Origin of the sequence: Micromonospora sp. NBC_00898 (genome assembly GCF_045207895.1) — a bacterium.
Taxonomy (GTDB): Bacteria; Actinomycetota; Actinomycetes; order Mycobacteriales; family Micromonosporaceae; genus Micromonospora.
In genome coordinates, this window is record NZ_CP108775.1 from 784,567 (window position 1) to 804,091 (window position 19,525).

At 72.0% G+C, this 19,525-nt stretch carries 14 protein-coding genes and 1 pseudogene; 10 read left to right on the plus strand and 5 right to left on the minus strand.

Translation table 11 applies throughout. The annotated features are described in order from the left end of the window. The first annotated feature begins 133 nt into the window (after positions 1–133). The 8 genes and pseudogenes from OG799_RS03715 (at position 134) to OG799_RS03750 (ending at position 8,730) form a co-directional block, all read left to right on the plus strand. Complete coding sequence (locus OG799_RS03715) at positions 134–1,102, plus strand: MurR/RpiR family transcriptional regulator (protein WP_406043099.1); 969 nt, start codon at positions 134–136, stop codon at positions 1,100–1,102. Beyond that, a complete protein-coding gene (locus OG799_RS03720; protein ID WP_406043101.1) occupies positions 1,099–1,848 on the plus strand; it encodes an SIS domain-containing protein in 750 nt (249 codons plus the stop codon). Before OG799_RS03715 ends, OG799_RS03720 begins: the two co-directional genes overlap by 4 nt. Before the next feature lie 25 nt (positions 1,849–1,873). Next, a complete protein-coding gene (ngcE, locus tag OG799_RS03725; RefSeq protein ID WP_406043103.1) occupies positions 1,874–3,286 on the plus strand; it encodes an N-acetylglucosamine/diacetylchitobiose ABC transporter substrate-binding protein in 1,413 nt (470 codons plus the stop codon). Between the two features lie 32 nt (positions 3,287–3,318). Beyond that, positions 3,319–4,260, plus strand: a complete 942-nt coding sequence (locus OG799_RS03730; protein WP_406043105.1) for a carbohydrate ABC transporter permease — start codon at positions 3,319–3,321, stop codon at positions 4,258–4,260. Between the two features lie 12 nt (positions 4,261–4,272). Continuing rightward, the gene (locus OG799_RS03735; RefSeq protein ID WP_406043107.1) at positions 4,273–5,229 is read left to right on the plus strand and encodes a carbohydrate ABC transporter permease; all 957 of its coding nucleotides are present in this window, start codon (positions 4,273–4,275) and stop codon (positions 5,227–5,229) included. A gap of 158 nt (positions 5,230–5,387) precedes the next feature. Continuing rightward, on the plus strand, positions 5,388–6,149 hold the full coding sequence (locus tag OG799_RS03740) for a hypothetical protein (protein WP_406043109.1): 762 nt from the start codon (positions 5,388–5,390) through the stop codon (positions 6,147–6,149). 97 nt (positions 6,150–6,246) lie between these two features. Beyond that, positions 6,247–7,949: pseudogene (locus OG799_RS03745) on the plus strand (bifunctional 3'-5' exonuclease/DNA polymerase). Between the two features lie 187 nt (positions 7,950–8,136). Next, positions 8,137–8,730, plus strand: coding sequence for an NTP transferase domain-containing protein (locus tag OG799_RS03750; protein WP_406043111.1), 594 nt, complete (start codon positions 8,137–8,139; stop codon positions 8,728–8,730). A 336-nt stretch (positions 8,731–9,066) separates the two neighbouring features. On the opposite strand, the gene OG799_RS03755 is transcribed toward OG799_RS03750, so the two are convergent. The 4 genes from OG799_RS03755 to OG799_RS03770 form a co-directional block, all read right to left on the minus strand. Continuing rightward, positions 9,067–9,990 (minus strand): amidohydrolase family protein, encoded by a 924-nt coding sequence (locus OG799_RS03755; protein WP_406043113.1) that lies wholly within the window; start codon positions 9,988–9,990, stop codon positions 9,067–9,069. Beyond that, positions 9,987–10,796 carry a metal-dependent hydrolase gene (locus tag OG799_RS03760; protein WP_406043115.1) on the minus strand — a complete coding sequence of 270 codons (810 nt, stop codon included), beginning with the start codon at positions 10,794–10,796 and terminating at the stop codon, positions 9,987–9,989. Before OG799_RS03760 ends, OG799_RS03755 begins: the two co-directional genes overlap by 4 nt. Before the next feature lie 218 nt (positions 10,797–11,014). Continuing rightward, positions 11,015–12,340: a glycosyltransferase family 4 protein gene (locus tag OG799_RS03765; RefSeq protein WP_406043117.1), complete on the minus strand. Its 1,326-nt coding sequence runs from the start codon at positions 12,338–12,340 to the stop codon at positions 11,015–11,017. Between the two features lie 144 nt (positions 12,341–12,484). Then, positions 12,485–14,425 (minus strand): amylo-alpha-1,6-glucosidase, encoded by a 1,941-nt coding sequence (locus tag OG799_RS03770; RefSeq protein WP_406043119.1) that lies wholly within the window; start codon positions 14,423–14,425, stop codon positions 12,485–12,487. A gap of 42 nt (positions 14,426–14,467) precedes the next feature. Here OG799_RS03770 and OG799_RS03775 point away from each other — a divergent pair, with 42 nt between their 5' ends. Next, positions 14,468–17,170: an MGH1-like glycoside hydrolase domain-containing protein gene (locus tag OG799_RS03775; RefSeq protein ID WP_406043121.1), complete on the plus strand. Its 2,703-nt coding sequence runs from the start codon at positions 14,468–14,470 to the stop codon at positions 17,168–17,170. 45 nt (positions 17,171–17,215) lie between these two features. Here the strand turns inward: OG799_RS03775 and OG799_RS03780 are convergent, their stop codons facing one another. Beyond that, entirely contained in the window at positions 17,216–18,565 is a 1,350-nt protein-coding gene (locus tag OG799_RS03780) for a hypothetical protein (RefSeq protein WP_406043123.1), read from the minus strand. A 243-nt stretch (positions 18,566–18,808) separates the two neighbouring features. On the opposite strand from OG799_RS03780, the gene OG799_RS03785 reads away from it, so the two are divergent. Beyond that, positions 18,809–19,507 (plus strand): HAD family hydrolase, encoded by a 699-nt coding sequence (locus tag OG799_RS03785; RefSeq protein WP_406043125.1) that lies wholly within the window; start codon positions 18,809–18,811, stop codon positions 19,505–19,507. Positions 19,508–19,525 lie beyond the last annotated feature (18 nt).

Here is a 19,525-nt window from a genome sequence, read left to right on the forward strand (position 1 = left end):
AAGATCCAGGGCGGCCCGGCGAGCTGTGCGCCAGGTAACAGTTTGAAAACTTCGCCCACGGCCTTGACACGGAGGGGCCTTCAGTAAGAACTTTTACCACTAACAGTTAACACTCTTTTCCGAAAGGCGTCCCATGGTTGATCACGAGGTGGACACCCCCGCGTTGCACCTGCACGCGGTGGTCGACGCCGACGCGGTCGACCGGCGGAGTGCGGTGGGCGTCTCCGCGGACGGGGTGCTGGCCAGGGTCCGGGCCGGCGCGGGGGAGCTGACGGGGGCGTTGCGCCGGGTCGCTGAGCACGTGCTCAGCGACCCGGAGGCGGCGGCCCGGGCCACCATCGTGGAGTTGGCCGAGCGCAGCGGGACCTCACCGGCGACCATCACCCGGTTCTGCCGGGCGATGGGCTTCGAGGGCTACGCCGACCTGCGACTCGGCATCGCGTCGGAGACCGGCCGGGCCCGCTCGGCGGGCTGGACGGTCGACATCGGCCGGGAGATCCAGCCCAGCGACCCGCTGTCCCGGGTGCTCGACCAGATCATGGCCGCCGACACCCGGGCCATGCACGACACCGCCGCGCTGCTCGACCTCGCCGAGGTCGAACGGGCCGCCGTGGCGATCGCCGGGGCGAGCCGGGTGAACATCTTCGGCGCCAGCGGCAGTGCCCTGGTCGGCGAGGAGATGCAGTTCAGCCTGCACCGCATCGGGGTCGCCGCCTGGGCCTGGAGCGACGTGCACGAGGGGCTGGCCAGCGCCGCGCTGCTCGGCGCCGGCGACGTGGCGCTGGGCATCTCGCACACCGGGCAGACCCGGGAGACCATCGAGATGCTCGCCGAGGCGGGCAGCCGGGGCGCCACCACGGTCGCGCTGACCGGCTTCCCTCGCTCGCCGCTGGCCGAGCTCGCCGACATCGTGCTGCTCACGGCCAGCCAGGCCACCACCTTCCGGCCGGACGCGCTCTCCGCCCGGCACCCCCAACTCGTCGTCCTCGACCTGCTCTACATCGCGGTGGCGCAGCGGACCCACGACCGCGCCCACGCGGCCTTCCGGCGCACCGCCCAGGCCGTCGACGGGCACAAGGCCGCGAAGGGGGCCGCCTCATGATCAGCGCACAACGGTACGCGGACGCCGTTCGCCCGGTACTCGACCGCGTGGTCGACACCCAGGCCGACGCGGTCGACCGGGCGGCCGACCTGATCGCCGCCGGGCTGCGGGCCGGCGGGGTGCTCCAGGGATTCGGCGCCGGGCATTCCGAGGCGTTCGCCGCCGAACTGGTCGCCCGGGCCGGCGGGCTGGTCCCCACCAACCGGCTCTCCCTGCACGACCTGGTGCTGCACGGCGGTGCGCCCCGCAACGTGCTCGCCGACCCCAAGCTGGAACGCGACCCGGCCGTCGCGCACCAGCTCTACGCACTCGCGGCCCCGCACCCGCGGGACGTGTTCGTGGTCGCCTCCCAGTCCGGCATCAACGGCTCGGTCGTCGAGCTGGCGACGCTGGTGAAGGAGAACGGCCATCCGCTGATCGCGGTCACCTCGGTCGAGCACACCGCACGGGTCGCCCCGCGGCACCCGTCCGGGCACCGGCTCGCCGACCTCGCCGACGTCGTGCTGGACAACGGCGCGCCGTACGGCGATGCACTGCTGCCGCTCGAGGGCGGCGGCGCGGTCTGTGCGGTCTCGTCGGTCACCGCGGCGCTGCTGGCGCAGCTGCTGACCGCCGAGGTCGTACGACGGTTCCACCAGGCCGGGGAGGTACCCCCTATCTACCTCTCCGCCAACGTCCCCGGTGGGGACGAGCACAACCTCGCCCTCGAGTCGCGGTACGCCGGGCGCCTCCGGCGGACCGCCTGACCCGGACACCCAAGGAGAGACAGAGATGTCGGTTACCCCCGAGAACCTCGGCGACCTCAGCCGCCGGACCCTGCTGCAGCGGGCGGCCGCCGCCGGCCTGCTGGCCACCCCGGTCGCCGGCCTGCTCAGCGCCTGCGCCGGCAGCGAGCCGACCAAGTCCGGCGACGCCGGCGCGGCGAAGAGCAAGGACAACCCGTTCGGTGTGAAGGACGGCAGCGCCGTCAAGGTGGTCATCTTCAACGGCGGCCTGGGCGACCAGTGGGCGACGGAGGACAAGGTCGTCTTCAACGCCAAGCACTCGAACATCACGGTCAACATGAGCTCCACCCAGAAGATCAAGACCGAAGAACAGCCGAAGATGGCGACCCAGCCGAGCGACCTGGTGATGAACTCGGGCGCGGACAGCATGGACCGCAGCACGCTGATCAACGAGGGCGCGATCGAGCCGCTCGACGACCTGCTCACCGCGCCGGCGTGGGACGGCGAGGGCACGGTGGCCGACACCCTGCTGCCGGGCACGGTCGGCGACGGCACCCAGAACGGGAAGTTCTACGTCGTGAACGTGGCGTACACGGTGTGGGGCAACTGGTACAACGCGGCCCTGTTCAAGAAGGAGGGTTGGCAGGCGCCCACGACCTGGGACGAGTTCTTCGCCCTGGCCCCGAAGATCAAGGCGAAGGGCATGGCGCCGTACGTCCACGACGCCGTCCACGGCTACTACCCCCGCTGGGCGCTCATGGCGAGCATCTGGAAGTCCGCGGGCAAGCAGGCGGTCATCGACATCGACAACCTCAAGGACAACGCCTGGAAGGCCGACGGCATCGTCAAGGCGCTGGAGCCGTGGGAGAAGCTGGTCAAGGACCGGCTGCTCCTGCCGGGCAAGCTCGACCACACCCAGTCGCAGCAGGCCTGGCTCGACGGCAAGGCCGCGTTCATCCAGGTCGGCACCTGGCTGAAGAACGAGATGTCCGCGACCATCCCGCCGGGCTTCGAGCTGACCCTCTCCGACTACTGGTCCAACCCGGGCGACAAGGCGGCCAAGGACGTGTACGCCGGGTCCGGCGAGGGCTTCGTGGTGCCGAGCAAGGCGCCGAACAAGGAAGCCGCCAAGGAGTTCCTGCGGGCGATCCTGTCCAAGGCCGGCTCGGCGAAGTTCGCGGAGCTGACCAAGTCGCTGGCCTCCACCAAGGGCTCCGGCGACAACGTGCAGGACACCGCGCTGGCGTCCGCGAACACGCTGATGAAGAACGCCACCTCGGACCTGATCTCGGTCAAGCTCTGGGACTTCTACGCCGACCTGGACAAGGAGAGCCAGAACCTGTCCGAGGAGCTGATGGCCGGCCGGCTCACCGCGCAGCAGTTTGTGGACAAGATGCAGGCGGCGGCGGACAAGGTCGCCAAGGACTCCTCGATCAAGAAGCAGACCCGCACGGCCTGACCGACCCCGATCAGTTAGAGAAGTGAGTGACCATGCGGCATGGTGTTGCGCGTTTCGTCACGGGTTTCCTGGCCTTGCCGGTTGCGCTGTACCTCTTTTACGTGGTGTGGCCCTTCGCGCAGGCGGCGGGATACTCGCTGACCGACTGGGGTGGGTACTCGGACTCCCAGCACTTCGTCGGTCTCGACAACTACGTCCGGCTGCTGTCGGACGAGTTGATCAGGAAGGCCTTCTGGCACAACGTGTTCTTCCTGGTCACCGTGCCGCTGTTCACCATCGCGCTGGCCCTGCTCCTCGCGTTCCTGCTCAACGTGGGCGGACGCGAGGACAGGGCCGGCATCCGGGGTGTGTTCGGCTCCGCCGTATACAAGGTCATCTTCTTCTTCCCGCAGGTGCTGTCGCTGGTGGTCATCGCCGTCATGTGGCAGCAGATCTACCGGACCGACAGCCAGGGCCTGATCAACGGCCTGCTGATCAAGATCGGGCTGGGCGACCCGGAGAACCCGATCGCCTTCACCGCCGACCCGGAGCCCTTCCTCGGCGTACCGGCGGTGCTGTGGTGGCTGCTGCTGATCGCGGTCTGGAGCGGCGCCGGCTTCTACATGGTGCTCTTCTCGGCGGCCATGCAGTCCATCCCGAAGGACATCTACGAGGCGGCCATCCTCGACGGGGCCGGCCGCTTCCACACCTTCTTCCGGATCACCCTGCCGCTGCTGCGGGACACCATCTCGGTGGCCTGGGTCTACCTGGGATTCATCGCGCTGGACATGTACGCCCTGGTCTTCGTCATGACGCCCAGCCAGGGCGGACCGAACCACGCCAGTGAGATCTTCGCGTCGGTGCTCAACTTCACCGCGTTCCAGAAGGGCCAGTTCGGCTATGCCTGCGCGATGGGTGTCGCTCTGGCGATCTTCACGATCCTGCTCGCCGCGGCGCAGCTGAGGATCACCCGTCGTGAGCGTATCGAGTTCTGAGGAGGCTGGACGATGAGCACTGCGACCCACGGTGGTCTGACCCGGCCTGATGAGAGCCCGGCGGGCCGACCCGGCCCCGCACCGCGTACGACGTCCCGGGCCGCCGCGATCGGCGGCCGGATCTTCAACGGTTTCTCCCACATCTTCCTGGTGGTCTGGGCCGTTATGGTGATCTACCCGCTGCTGTGGGTGGTGATGTCGGCGCTCAAGAGCGACTCGGAGGTGATCCGCGAGCCGCTGTCCCTGATTCCCGACAAGCTGCACTGGGACAACTTCTCCCGGGCCTGGGGAGCGGGACACCTCGGGGCGTTCTTCCTCAACACCATCCTGGTGATGGTCGGCAGCGTCTTCCTCACCATGCTTCTCGGCTCGATGGCCGCGTACGCCCTGGCCCGTTACGAGTTCCGCGGGAACCGGCTGATCTACTACATGTTCCTCTCCGGGCTGACCCTGCCGATCTACCTCGCCGCGGTGCCGCTGTTCAAGGGCGTCTACAACATGGGCGTGGTCTTCCCGCTGCTCGGCCCGAACAAGCACGTGATGCTGATCCTGGTCTACGTCGCGTGGTCCCTGTCGTTCACGATCTTCTTCATGCACTCGTTCTTCCGGACGCTGCCCGACTCGATCGCCGAGGCGGCCATGGTCGACGGGGCCTCGCACAGCCGGCTGTTCTTCAGCGTGATGCTGCCCATGGCCAGGCCGGGCCTGATCAGCATCGGCATCTTCAACGTGCTCGGCCAGTGGAACCAGTGGTACCTGCCGACGCTGCTCATGCAGTCCGTGGCGGGTGAGCCGAAGCACCAGGTGATCTCCCAGGGCCTGATCGAGCTCTCGGTCAACCAGGGCTACAAGTCCGACTGGTCCGGCCTCTTCGCCGGCGTCACCATGGCCATGCTCCCGGTCCTCATCGTGTACATCGTCTTCCAGCGCCAGGTCCAGTCCGGCCTCACCGCCGGCGTGGGGAAGTAAGCAACCGGCCCGCTACGCCGGCCTCCGGGTGGCGTGGCCGTTCCCCTGGGGACGGCCACGCCGCCGTACGCTGTTCGACGACCCGCTGCCGTCGACGGCTGACCGCGTGTCAGGCGTGATCAGCCCATGGCAGCCGTCGTGACGTGAGAGGGACCGTGATGACGGAGGAGGTCCGTGGCCTCGCTGTCGCGTTCATGGCTGAGCTGCGACCGTTGCTGCCGGAAGAGACCGAGTTCGACCTTCGGGACGTTGCAGGGGTCCCCCGATCGGCGGACCTCTGGGTTTACGGCCGGGACGTCGACGTCTGCGTGTCATTCGTTCAGGACGGGAACGAGGCGCGGCTCCTGATCGACCGGCGCGTGGTGGACTCGATCGACACGACTGACGCGATCGTGGTGGTGGCCGATGCTGTTGGCTCCCGAGGGGAAACAGACCCGGCCACGGCACCGTACGACAACGGTCCTCGGCCCGGGGTGCCGTTTGACAGAGCGTCGGTCCGGCAGGCTTTCGTGAGCTTCGCGGCCAGGCTTGCCCGTCAGGGATGCGTGTCTGAGTTCCAGCTGAAGGGTGAGGAAGCCGTCCGCCTGGTGCTCTGTCGCGAGGGCGATGGAGTGCTCGTGACGGTGTCGATGACCGGAACGGGCGAGGTCTTCCTACTGAACCTGATGAACAGCTACGACGCCCAGAGAACCGCCTATGACGACGCGGCGAGGTGGGAGGCGCTGGGTGACCTGCTCGCGATCGCCGAGCAGTTCCTGCGCGGAAACTATGTCGAGGAGGTCCATGAGCGGCGCGGCAAGTTGGTCGGTGGCCGGATCCGCTTCACGCAACTCGCCAACCGGTCTCTGGTGAATCCCCGCGGTGTGCGCGGTGCCCTGCAGCGGATGGCGGGATACGACACTCGAGTTGTCCGCTGGTGACGCGGTCGTACGTGACGCCCAATGCGGTGGCCAGCCGAGCTACCGCATGGCCGCGCTGTAGGTGAGACAGGGCACGCGGGTGGCGGTGCCGGGCGGAGTGTCGCACGGGCGGGGCACAATCGCGTCCGTGCTGGTGGCGGTGGTGGCGGACGAGCGGGGCGGGGGAGCGCTGCAACCCCTCGACCTCGCCGGCCGGCCCGCCGGCCCGGTCGAGCCGGTGACCAATCTCGCCACCGCGGTGGCCGGCCGGGAGGCCGCCGAGCGGCCGCGCTGGGTGTGGTCCTCGGGCGCCGTGGTCTATCCGGCGCTGCTACGCGCCGGGGTGCGGCTCGACCGCTGCCACGACGTGGAGCTGACCGAGGCGCTGCTGCTGGGGCACGCGGGCCGCTGGGGGAGCCGCGGTCGCTCGCCGCGGCCTGGGCGCGGCTGACCGGCGCGCCGGTCCCGCCGGACCCGACCCCCCGGCAGCCGGAGCCGCCCGGTCATGGCCAGGCCGCGCTCTTCGACGCCCCAGTTGGCCCGCCGGGCCCAGGCATCGAGGCGCTGACCCGGGTGTACGCCGACCAGCTCACCCGGATCGCCGCCACCGAGCACCCCGGCCGGTTCCGGCTGCTGGTCGCCGCCGAGTCGGCGGGCACCCTGATCGCCACCGAGATGGGGGCCGCCGGCCTGCCGTGGCGGGCCGAGGTGCACGACGCGATCCTCGCCGAGCTGCTCGGCGAGGCCTCCCCGGTGGGCGGGCCACCCCGCCGGCTGGCGGAGCTGGCCGCTCGGATCGCCGCGGCCTTCGGGCTCCGGCAGCTGCACGCGGACTCCCCGGCGGAGCTGCTGAAGGCGTTCGCCCGGGCCGGGGTGGAGCTGCCGAACACCCGGGCCTGGGTGCTGCGCGGGGTCGAGCATCCGGCGGTGCCGCTGGTCCTGGAATACAAGGAGCTCTACCGGATCTGGACGGCGCACGGCTGGGCGTGGCGGGACGCCTGGGTCTCCGGCGGCCGCTTCCACCCCGAGTACGTCCCGGGTGGCGTGGTCTCCGGCCGGTGGGCCACCCGGGGCGGCGGGGCGCTGCAGATCCCGAAGGTGATCCGGCGGGCGGTGGTGGCTGACCCCGGCTGGACGTTCGTCGTCGCCGACGCGGGCCAGTTGGAGCCGCGGGTGCTGGCCGCGGTCTCCGGGGACGCCCGGCTCGCGGCGGCCGGCGGGGCGGGCGACCTGTACGCCGCGCTGGCCCGGGACGCCTTCGCCGGTGACCGGGCCCGGGCCAAGGTGGCCCTGCTCGGCGCGATGTACGGGCAGACCGGCGGTTCGGCGGTGCCCGCGCTGGCCGTGCTCAAAAGCAACTACCCGACGGCGTTCGGCTACGTCGAGGCGGCGGCCCGCACCGGGGAGTCGGGCGGGTTGGTGCGCTCCTGGCTGGGCCGCACCTGCCCGCCGGGTTCGGTCGGCTTCGCCGACAGCGACGAGGCGGACCCGGACGCCGGCGCGGACCCACAGAGCCCGCGGGCTCGCGCCGCCCGGTCCCGGGGCCGGTTCACCCGCAACTTCGTCATCCAGGCGACCGCCGCCGAGTGGGCCTCGACGCTGCTGGCCACACTGCGGACGGCCCTCGCGGGGACCGAGGCCGAGCTGGTCTTCTTCCAGCACGACGAGGTGATCGTGCACTGCCCGGCCGGGCAGGCCGAGGTGGTGGCGGAGGCGGTCTCCGCCTCAGGCGAGCGGGCGGCGGCGCTGCTCTTCGGCGACACCCCGGTCCGGTTCCCGCTGGACCTGTCCGTCGTCGACTGCTACGCCCACGCGGCCTAGACGCTGACCGCGGTCATTCCTCCCCGGCTTCGGGCGGCAGCGATCCGCGTTAATTATCCGTTTCGCCCCGACACTCATCGTTCCAGTGCTCGTTGCACCCGGTGTGCGTACGAGGGGACGGAGGCGGCCTGCCGCTGCGGCGGTCCCCATCGACAGTGGAGGTGGCCGGCTGAACCGGATCGCAGGAATGATCATCGCAGCGGGCGGGGGACGTCGAATCGGCGGACCCGAGGCGCTGCTGCACCAGGGGGAGAAACCCCTGGTGAACCGGATGATCGACACGATGGTCGAGGCGGGCTGCGAGCGGATCGTGGTCGTGTTGGGCGCGGCGGCCGAGCAGGTCCGCCAGACGACCGACCTGACCGGGGCCACCGTGGTGGTCAACCGGGCCTGGGGGACCGGGGTCGGCTCCTCGATCCGCGCCGGCCTGGCGGCCCTGACCGACGAGGGGATCGAGGCGGTTGTCGTGGTGCCCGTGGACATGCCGGGGCTGACCGCCGGGGCGATCCGGCGGGTGGCCGCGCTGCCGTACCCCGACGTGCTGGTCTGCGCCACCTACGACGGGCTGCGCGGCTACCCGATGCTCTTCGGCCGTCGGCACTGGGCCGGCATCGCCACCCTGGCCAGCGCCGACGTCGGCGCCCGGCCCTACCTGCTGGCGCACAAGGACCAGATCGTCGACATCTCCTGCGACTCGATCGCCGACGGCAGCCGGATCGACAGTCCGGAGCTGATGGCGCTCTACGGCCTCACCGTCCCCGAACAGCGGATCGGCGTGTAGCGCCGCCGCGCGCCCTCGCTCGGCCTCGGCTGCGGTGGGCTCGGCGCGATGATCCGCCCGCCGGTCGACCTCGTCCCCGCCGACCTGCCGGCGCAGGCGCTGACCCACAACCCCTCGAACGGGGTGACCGGCGGGATCTGGCGGACCTGTCGGGACGGCCGACCCGCCGTGGCGGCCTCAACTGACTCCCGCCCTCGGGGTCACCGCGTGGGGACGCTTCGCCCCGCTGCAGCCACGGCGACGCCGGCAGCCGCCCGCTGTTGCTTCCGCTGCAGCAGCGCAAGGGCGCGAGGTGAAACCCGCCGGCGGCAGAGCGGCGGACCCGGCCGAGGAGTGTCAGCGTAGGTCGAACAGGGCGGCGGCGTTGTGCCAGCAGACCGCCCGCAACCAGTCGTCGCCGAGGTCGAGCCGGGCCAGGCCGTCGAGCTGCTCGGCGTAGGGGTAGGGGATGTTCGGGAAGTCGCTGCCGAGCAGCACCTTGCCGGCCAGCCCCAGCTCGCGCAGGCGGGGCAGCTCCCCGGCGGGGAACGGCATGAACCGGTCGAAGAACGAGGTGAACGCCATCGTGGTGTCCAGCCGCACCCGTGCGTGCTGCTCCGCCAGGTCGAGAAACGCGGCGTAGTCGGGCGCGCCCAGGTGCGCCACGACCGCGGTCAGCCCGGGATGCCGGGCGAGCAGCGCGGCGAACGGTTCCGGGCCGGTGTGCGCCGTGCCGACCGGCGCGTGCCCGGCGTGCACCACCACCGGTACGCCCGCGTCGGCGAGCAGCCCCCACACCGCGTCCAGCGCCGGGTCGGTGGGGAGGAAGCCGCCGACCTGGATGTGCACTTTGAACACCCGGGCACCGGCGGCGAGCGCCTCGGCGACGTACCGGGCGGCCGTCGGCTCCGGGTAGCAGGTCGCCGAGGGCAGGCAGCCGGGGGTGGCCGCGGCGAATTCCAGCGTCCACCGGTTCAGCTCCGCCGCCATGCCGGGCCGGTGCGGGTACGCCAGCGCGGTGAACGCCCGTACGCCGAGCCGGCGCAGGTGCGCCACCCGCTCCGCGTCGCCCCACCGGTACCGGATCGGCCACTCGGTGCCGACCAGCGGCCCGGCCGCGTCGAAGTACGCCCACACCTTGCGCAGCAGCCGGGGCGGCAGGAAATGCGTGTGCACGTCGGCGAGGCCGGGCAGCCCGAGCCGCCGCCAGAATTCGGGCACCGTGTCGTCCTCGGCCGGCGGGCGGGCGCCGTCGGCCGGGACGTCGGGAAGCTTGGTCACACCTCGATGTTGAACCGTTGCAGCACCGACGGCGCGACCAGCCCCACCGCGGCGAGCACCGCCAGGACGGTCAGCGCGGCGCGCAGCACGATCACCTCGGCCTTGCTGCCGGTGCGCAGCGCGATGCTGTTGGGCAGGCCGACCATCGTCCACATCCGGCGTTTGATCGGGATCGGCCAGAGGATCGGCACCCCGGCCCGGGTGATCATGTCGCCGAGGATGTGCACGAAACAACCCACCCCGACGGCCAACCCGATCAGCGGATACCCCCGGTCGCCGGGCAGGTTGGCGAAGGTGAACCAGGCGGCGGCGGCCGAGGCCAGCGTGACGATCACCCAGCCGGCCCGCTCGGCCCACTCGTCGAAGAGCCCGCGCAGCGCCAGCCCGATCATGAAGAACAGGATGCTGACCACCGCCCACTTGCCGAAGTGGGCGCAGAGCGCCGTGGTGCCCCAGCCGACCAGCGCGGTGAACGGCAGGGTGTGGGTCAACGTGCGGTGCCCGTTGTTGCGGCGTGGGTCCTTGCTGAGCTTGGTGGCGTAGTAGACGCCCAGCGAGATCTTCTCCATCACCTCAGCGATGAAGAGGCTGAACACGCCGAAGGTCCGGGCGACGGTCGCCCCGCCCTGGTTGCGGGTCACCTTGCCGGAGAGGTCGAGATCGGGGAAGAGCGCCCCGCCCGCGCAGACCGCGGTCCCCACCGCGAGCGCCAGCGGCGTCTGGTGGTAGTCGGCGAACTGGTTCAACGCCCACGATCCGGTCAGCCACACCGCCGCGCCGGACAGCGCGTGGGACGGTCCCATCATGTCGACTCGCCCTTCCCGGAGATCTTGATCGACAAAACTACGCCACTGTAGTTTGCGGCGTCGCCGAGGGGCATCACCCGGACGGTCCACTGGGGAAGGCGTCAGGGACCGGGCCGGAAGCTCTGCCTGATCATCAGGAAGTACGTCGCGTTGACCTGCCAGTCGAACTCCTTTGCCAGCCACGCGACGGTGTACGCGCGACCCGACGCGGCGCCGGCTCAGCTGGCGGCCCCGGTGAGCAGGTTTCCGTCCGGGATGTCGATGGCGGGTCGGCCACCGGTCAGCAGGGCGGCGGCCCGCCGGGCCTGGAACGGCCCGTGCTCCCGGCCGGCGGTCGCGTAGCTGGTCGCGGTCCGGGCGGCGATGGTGGACCAGCCGTACCGCGCGACGACCATGGTGCGGGCGCGGCGGGCCACCCGGCGGGCGAAGACCTCGTCGCCGAGGAGCTGGTCGACCGCGCCGGCGAGCGCGCCGGGGTCGCTGTGCGGGAAGGTCACCCCGGTGACGCCGGGCTCGACGATCTCCGCCAACCCGCCCGTGCTCGCCACCGCGAGGGGGGCTCCGGCGGCCGCCGCCTCCAGGGCGATCATGCCGAACGGCTCGTAGAGGCTGGGGACCACGGTCGCGTCAGTGGCGGCGAGCACCGCCGGTAACTGGGTGGCGTCCAGGAAGCCGGCGAAGCGCACCGTGTCGCCGAGGTGCAGCCGCCGCGCCTCGTCGACCAACTCGTCCTGGTACGGCCCGTCGCCGGCGATGACCACCCGCAGCCCCGGGTGCCGGTCCCGCAGGCACGGCACCGCGTGCACCAGGTGCTGCACGCCCTTCTCGTAGACCAGCCGGCCGGCGTACCCGACCAGCGGGCCGTCCCCGGCGTAGCGGGCCCGGGCGGAGGCGACCGTACGGGGGCGGGCGTGCCAGGCCCGGTGGTCGACCCCGTTGGGAACCACGTCGATCCGCCCGGCCGGCACGTCGAAGAGCCGGGACACCTGGTCGCGCATGTAGCCGGAGCAGGCGATCACCCGCGCCGAGGCGTTGCTCAGCCAGTGTTCGACGCCGTGGATGGTGCGGTTCATCTCCGCCGGCAGCCAGCCCTGGTGCCGGCCGGCCTCCGTGGCGTGGATGGTGGTGACCAGCGGCAGGTCGAGGTGGTCGGCGAGGGTGACCGCGGTGTGCGCGACCAGCCAGTCGTGGGCGTGGATGACGTCGTAGACGCCGGACTCGGCGGCCCGCAGGGCGGTGCGGGTGAGGGTGTGGTTGAACGCCATCGTCCACGCGAGGAGAGAACCGGTGGCGAGCGGGAAGGTGACCGGGTCCTCGGCGGCCCGGAGGATCCGGACGCCGTTGGCGTACTCCTCCAGCGGCGCGCCCTCGGCGTGCCGGGTGACGACGGTGACCTCGTGGCCGGCGGCGGCCAGGGCGGCGGAGAGGGCGTGCACGTGGCGGCCGAGCCCACCGACGAGTACGGGTGGGTACTCCCAGGAGAGGATCAGCACCCGCTGGTGCCGGGCGGGGTGGATGTCGATCACGTCGGCGTCAGGTGACATGCGGGCCCCTTTGAGTTGTTCCCGCACCGCGCGGCGGCCGGCATCCCGCAGCGGGTGCCCGCCGTCTCGGGTGGGTCGGGGCCAATCCTGCCGACCGGTCGATAACCAGCGGAGACGCGGTGGTTGCCGGTGTGTAACGCGTGCCTATCCGGCCCGGCGGACGCGCAGCAGCTCGGCGACGGACCACGCCTGGAACGGGCAGCCGGTGGCGATGTGCGGGGCGAGCCCGTCGGCCGTCTCACTCACCGATCCCAGGCCGTACTCCCTCAGGTGACCCTCGAGCCCGACCAGGAGGTCATCGGTGGGCAGCCTGGCCCGCCGGTACGCGTCGACGAGCGGCCCGATCAGCCACGGCCAGACGGTGCCCTGGTGGTAGGCCCCGTCCCGCTCCGCCGGACCGCCCCGGTGCCGGCCGACGAACCCGGGCGAGTCGGGGGAGAGGCTGCGCGGGCCCAGCGGGGTGAACAGTCCGGCGGTGACCGGGCGCAACGTCGCCTCGTCCGGGTCCAGCGGAGCGTACGGCAGCGACCAGGCGAGCAGCTGGTTGGGGCGGAGCAGGTCGTCGTCGTGGTGCGGGGCCGCGCCCAGCGGGTACGCCGGGGCCGGCGCGTCCACCACGTCGTGCAGCCAGCCCACCGGTGCCGGGAACCGCTTCCGGAACGCCGTGGTCGCCTTCGTGTGCAGTCCCCACAGCGCGGTGGCGTCCCGGCCGGCCAGCTCGGTCAGCTCGGCCAGGCCGGCCAGCCCGTTCACCCAGAGCGCGTTGACCTCCACCGGCTTGCCGGTCCGCGGGGTCATCGGTACCCCGTACACCCGGGCGTCCATCCAGGTCAGCGCGACCTCCGGCGGGCCACCCTGGGTGAGCAGCCCGTCGGCCGGGTCGACCGCGATGCCGTACCGGGTGCCGGCCAGGTGCGCCTCGACCACCGCGTGCAGCGCGGGCAGCAGCTCGTCGGCGAGGTCGGTGTCCCCGGTGACGGTGACGTGCCGGCTCACCGCGTGCAGGAACCACAGCGTCGCGTCGACGGTGTTGTACTCCACCCGGCCGGTGTCGGCGGTGTTCGCCAGCATCCCCTCCGACAGCGTCGCCGCGTACGCCCGCAGCAGCTCCCGCCCCTCGTCGGCGCGGTTGGTGGCGAGGAAGAGCCCCTCGTACGAGGTCATCGTGTCCCGTGACCAGGCGCCGAACCACGGGTAGCCGGCCACCACGTCCGGGCCGGCCGCGGTGCGCACCACGAACGCGTCGGCGGCCAGGGCGAGGGTGGCCGCCACCGGGTCGGCCGGCTTCGCCGCGGCCACCACGTCCCGGTGGCGCCGCCGGGCCGCCTCGACCAGCGCGGTCGCCGGCGGCGGCTCGTCGGCCAGGTCGTCGGCCCAGGCCAGCACCGACACCGTGTCGCCCGGGCGCTCCAGCGCCCCGGCGAAGCGGCCCGCGTACCAGAGGTCCTCGTCCGGGTTGAGCCCGCGGGCCGCCTCCTCGCGGTGCCGCACGCCCAGCCACCACTGCCCCTCGGGCGTCCAGTCCGGCCCGGCCAGCCGGTACGCCCCCTCGACCACTGCCCCGCCGGCGGCCGGCTCCATCCGGGGCTTCGGCCCGTCGGCCCGCCGCTCGCCGTGTGCGTCCCGCCAGGTGCAGGCCGCCGCCAGGTCCAGCCGGACCGGGCCGCCCGACACCAGCCGGTGCACCACCGCCACGCAGGACCGGCCGTACGCCATGGCGATCTCCCGCTCGATCACCACGTCGCCGATTCGCCAGCGCCAGCGCGGCACCCCGTTGATCAGCTCGAACCGCTCCAGCAGCTCGAAGCCGCGCGGGTCGACGACGCCGGAGGACCATTCGTGGGCGCCGAGGCGGACCCGCGCCCCGGACGGCAGCGTCACCGCCGGGTCCAGCCCGACCAGCCCCATCCGGCGGACCGCCGGCGTTTCCCCGGCCACCACCAGCAGCCCGTGGTACCGGCGGGTACGCAGCCCGCTCACCGTGCCCATGGCGTAGCCGCCGCGCCCGTCGGTGACCAGCCATTCCCGGGTCGCCCCGCTGGCCAGCTCCCCGCAGACCTGCGGACCGAAGCGAATCTCGATCAACTTTCCTCCACCCGGAGCGGCGTGCCACACGCCACGACGACAATGGCCGCTGTGGTGATGTACCCCGGCGGCGTCGAAGATGTGCAGGTGATCACTGACCGTCCGACCTCCGCTGCCCCCGAACCCGAGCGGCTCCGGCTCGCCCAGGCCGACGCCGGCGAGCAGGACTGGCGCGCATGGGGTCCCTATCTGTCCGAGCGGGCGTGGGGGACGGTACGGGAGGACTACAGCGAACACGGCACGGCGTGGGACTACTTCCCCCACGATCACGCGCGGTCCCGAGCCTACCGGTGGAACGAGGACGGCATGGCGGGCGTCTGCGACGACCGGCAGACGTTCTGCTTCGCCCTGGCGCTGTGGAACGGCAGGGATCCGATCCTCAAGGAGCGGATGTTCGGCCTCGGCGGCGACGGCGGCAACCATGGCGAGGACGTCAAGGAGTACTGGTGGTACGAGGACTCCACGCCGACCCACTCCTTCATGCGCTGGCGCTACCACTACCCGCAGGCCGCCTTCCCCTACGACGAGCTGGTCGCGGTCAACGCGCTGCGCGGCCGGGACGACACCGAGTACGAGCTGGTCGACACCGGGATCTTCGACGACGACCGGTACTGGGCGGTGACCGTCGACTACGCCAAGGCGTCCCCGACGGACATGTGCCTCCTGGTGACCATCGCCAACCGGTCCGACCGGGCCGAGCGGCTGCACGTGCTGCCCACCCTCTGGTTCCGCAACACCTGGGCGTGGGGGTTGCCCGGCGGTGACCGGGTACCGAAGCTGGTCGGCGAGGACGCCCGGCTGGTTGGCGAGCACTGGGTGCTCGGCCAGATCCTCCTGGAGGGCGACGGCGCGCCGACCCCGCTGCTCTGCGACAACGACACCAACGCCGAGCGGCTCTGGGGGCTGCCGGGCCGGTCGGCGTACCCGAAGGACGGGATCAACGACCACGTCGTGGCCGGCGCGGCCACGATCAACCCTGACCGGGAGGGGACCAAGGGTGCGCTGCACTACGTCCTCGACGTGCCGGCCGGCGGCCAGCGGCAGATCCGGCTGCGGCTGACCCGGACCGCCCCGCCGCCGGCGAGCGTCCCGCCGCCGCGGGCCGACCTGGGCGACGGCTTCGACGCGGTGCTCTGGGCCCGGCGGGCCGAGGCGAACCGGTTCTTCGACAGCGTCATCCCGGCCGCCGCCAGTGCCGACGAGGCCCTGGTGGCCCGGCAGGCCATCGCCGGGCTGATGTGGGGCAAGCAGTTCTACCACTTCGACGTGAAGCGGTGGCTGGAGGGCGACCCCGGCTCGACGCCCCCGCCGGCCGGCCGCCGGCACGGGCGCAACAGCCACTGGTGGCACATGACCAGCTTCGACGTGATCTCCATGCCGGATCCCTGGGAGTACCCCTGGTACGCGGCCTGGGACCTGGCCTTCCACTGCGTCACCATCGCCCGGGTCGACCCCGGCTTCGCCAAGGAGCAGCTGCTGCTCCTGCTCCGCGAGTGGTACCTGCACCCGAACGGGCAGATCCCGGCGTACGAGTGGGCGTTCGGCGACGTGAACCCGCCGGTGCACGCGTGGGCGGCGCTGAAGGTCTTCGAGATCGACGGCTCCCGCGACCACGAGTTCCTCGCCCGGGTGATGCACAAGCTGCTGCTGAACTTCACCTGGTGGGTCAACCGCAAGGACACCGGCGGCAACAATGTGTTCGAGGGCGGCTTCCTGGGGCTGGACAACGTCGGCCCGTTCGACCGCTCCGCCGCGCTGCCGGTGGCCGGGGTGCTGGAGCAGTCCGACGGCACCGGCTGGATGGCCATGTACGCGCTGAACCTGCTCGACATGGCCATCGTGCTGGCCGAGCACGACCGGGCGTACGTGGACACCGCGACGAAGTTCTTCGAGCACTTCGCGTACATCGCCGCGGCCGCATACGATCAGGGGCTCTGGGACGACGAGGACGCGTTCTTCTACGACGTGCTGCGGCTGGCCGACGGCAGCCAGGTGCCGCTGAAGGTCCGCTCGGTGGTCGGGCTGCTGCCGCTGGCCGCGACCACCCGGCTCACCGCGAAGACCCTGCACCGGCTGCCCGAGCTGGGCGCCCGGCTGCGCTGGTTCCTCACCAACCGCCCCGAGTACGCCGAGGTGATCGGCGCCCGCCGGCTGGGCCCGGACGGGCGGCAGCAGCGGCTGTTGTCCATGGTCGGCCCGGAGCAGGTGGTCCGGCTGCTCGCCCGGATGCTGGACACCGACGAGTTCCTCTCCGAGTACGGCCTGCGTACGCTCTCCCGCGCCCACCTGGACAAGCCGTTCTCGGTCACCCTCGGCGGGCAGGAGTTCTGCGTCGGCTACGAGCCGGCCGAGTCGACCAGCGGGCTGTTCGGCGGCAACTCCAACTGGCGCGGCCCGATCTGGATGCCGACCAACTTCCTGCTGATCAGCGCGCTGCGCGACTACGCTGCCTTCTTCGGCGACGACCTCCAGGTGGAGTACCCGACCCGCTCCGGGCAGAAGCGGACCCTCGACGAGATCGCCGACGACCTCTCCGCGCGGCTGATCTCGCTGTTCACCCGGGACGGCTGGGGCCGGCGGCCGATCTACGGCGCCGCCCAGCTCTTCCAGACCCACCCGGACTGGCGGGACCTGATCTGCTTCCCGGAGTACTTCCACGGCGACAACGGCGCCGGGTTGGGGGCCTGGCACCAGACCGGCTGGACCGCTCTGGTCGCCGACCTGATCCTCACCCTGCGCCGTTGACCGGCCGGGGCGCGCCGGGTCCGACCGGCGCGCCCCGGGTCCGGCTCAGGGCAGCGGGAAGAAGGCCAGCCGGGCGTGGTACTCGCCGGCCACCGTGGTGGTGTCGCTGCCGACGAAGAGCCCGCGGTCGGTGGCGTACAGCTCGCCGGTGCCGACGCCGCGGTCCTTGGTCGGGTTCCACGCCAGCGCCTTGCCGGTGGTGGGGTGGATCGCCCCGATGCCCGGCCGCGCCACCGCCCCCGCGCCGGCCGAGTTGCGGCCGTACGGGTTGTCCAACCAGCGCTGGTGCCCGCCGACGTAGACCGCCGCGCCGGTGATCGCCACCGACAGCAGGGTGTCCCCGCCGGTGTAGTTCACCCAGGTCGGCTGCTTGCCGCCGGTTTCCGCCCCGAACTCGAAGCGGGCCGCGGCGTCGCAGAGCCGACCGGTGTACATGTAGCCGGTGGTGACCGCGACGAACCAGGTGCCGTCCGGCGAGATGTCCACCCCGCGCAGGTACGACGGGATGCTGTTTGCGCAGCCCGGCTGGTACCGGTCGGTCGCCCAGCCGGAGAGCGTGGCGCCGGCGGCCGTCAGCCCCGCGACCGCGAGCTGGTGGCGGGTCTGCCCGGCCACCGTGCTGAAGTTCCCCACGAAGATCAGCCGGCTGCCGTCGGCGGAGACGTCCAGCGCCTCCACCTTGACCGGGGCGGTGACGCCGGTGGCGGTGGTCCGCGGCCCGTCGAGCCGCAGGTTCACCGACGCGTCGGCGGCGCCGGTGGTCGCGTTCAGCGCCGCCAGGCCGCGTCGGGTCACCCCGGCCACGGTCTGGAAGGCGCCGCCCACGATCAGCCGACCGCCGACCAGCCGCATGTCGTTGACCTGGTTGTTGAGCGCGGCGGGGGTGAAGCCGGCGACCCGCGCCCCGGTGGCCGCGTCGATCCGGGCGACCCGCGGCGCAGCGGCCCCGTTGACCGTGGTGAACGCTCCGCCGATGTAGAGCGACCGGCCGTCGGCGGACGCGGCGAGCGCCTTCACGGTCCCGTTGACCACGGGCCGGAACGTGGTGTCGATCCGTCCCGTGGTGGCGTCGAAGGCGACCAGCCGGGGCATGGCGAGCTCCGCCGTGGTGGCCGCGTTGCGGACCTTGGTGAAGGAGCCGGCCAGGTACACCCGGTTGCCGATCTGGAGGATCCGGTACACGGTGCCGTCCAGGGCGTGCGGGGTCCAGTTCGCCGGGTCGGCGCTGACCACGGTGGCGTGCGTGGCGTTGACGGCGAGGGCCGGGGTCGCGGCGAGGGCGCTGCCCGCCCCGACGAGCGCGGCCACCAGTCCGGCGGCCGCCCTCCGACGACGTCGGCGCCGGCTGTCCGGCCGGCCCCGGGTCGCGTGTGGATGATCACGAGAGGTCGTCATCGCCGAAGCATGCCGCGCCGAGCCGGGTACGCGCAGTCGGGTTCCCGCCGTCCGTGCCTCGGCGTTCGGCCAGTTCGCATCGGCCGTCCGGCCGTCCCGCGGCCGTCTCCCCGGGCCCGTCCGCTGCCGTGCCCGGCGACCGCCGTCGTCGCGGTCGGCTGTCGTCGCGGTCGGAAACCCGGATGTCCGGCGCGGCCGGCCGCAGTACCGTGTCCCGGTCCGCCATCGGGAAGGGGAGCCAGGATGTCGCAGCGCCGGGAGGCCCGGGTGCTCGTCTTCGACGCCGACGACACGCTCTGGGAGAACAACGTGCTCTTCGAGCGGGTGATCGACGACTTCCTGGACTGGCTGGAGCACCCCACCCTGGACCGGGCCGAGATCCGGGCCGTCCTCGACGACATCGAGCGGGCCAACGCTGTGGCGCACGGTTACGGCAGCAAGGTCTTCCTGCGCAGCCTGGGGGAGTGTCTGGAGCGGCTGCGGGAGCGGCCGGCCACCGAGCGGGAGCGTCGCGAGATCGACGAGTTGGCCGCGGCGCTGGTCGGGCACACCGTCGAGCTGATGCCCGGGGTCGCGCAGACGCTGGACGACCTCGCCACCCGCCACGAGTTGCTGCTGCTCACCAAGGGGGAGCGGGAGGAGCAGCAGCGCAAGCTCGACGCCTCGGGCCTGCTGCGCCATTTCCGCGCCGCGCACATCGTCCGGGAGAAGGACGTCGACACGTACCGCTGGCTCGCCGTCGAGCACGGGTTCGACCCGGCCGACGCCTGGATGATCGGGAACTCCCCGCGCTCGGACATCCTGCCGGCCCGGGCCGCCGGGTTGAACGCGGTCTTCATCCCCAACGAGAACACCTGGGTGCTGGAGCACGACGAGTTGGACCCGACCGACACCGCGGTGGTCCGGCTGGCCGCCTTCCCCGACCTGCTCCGGCATTTCTGATCCATCGGTAATGTCCAG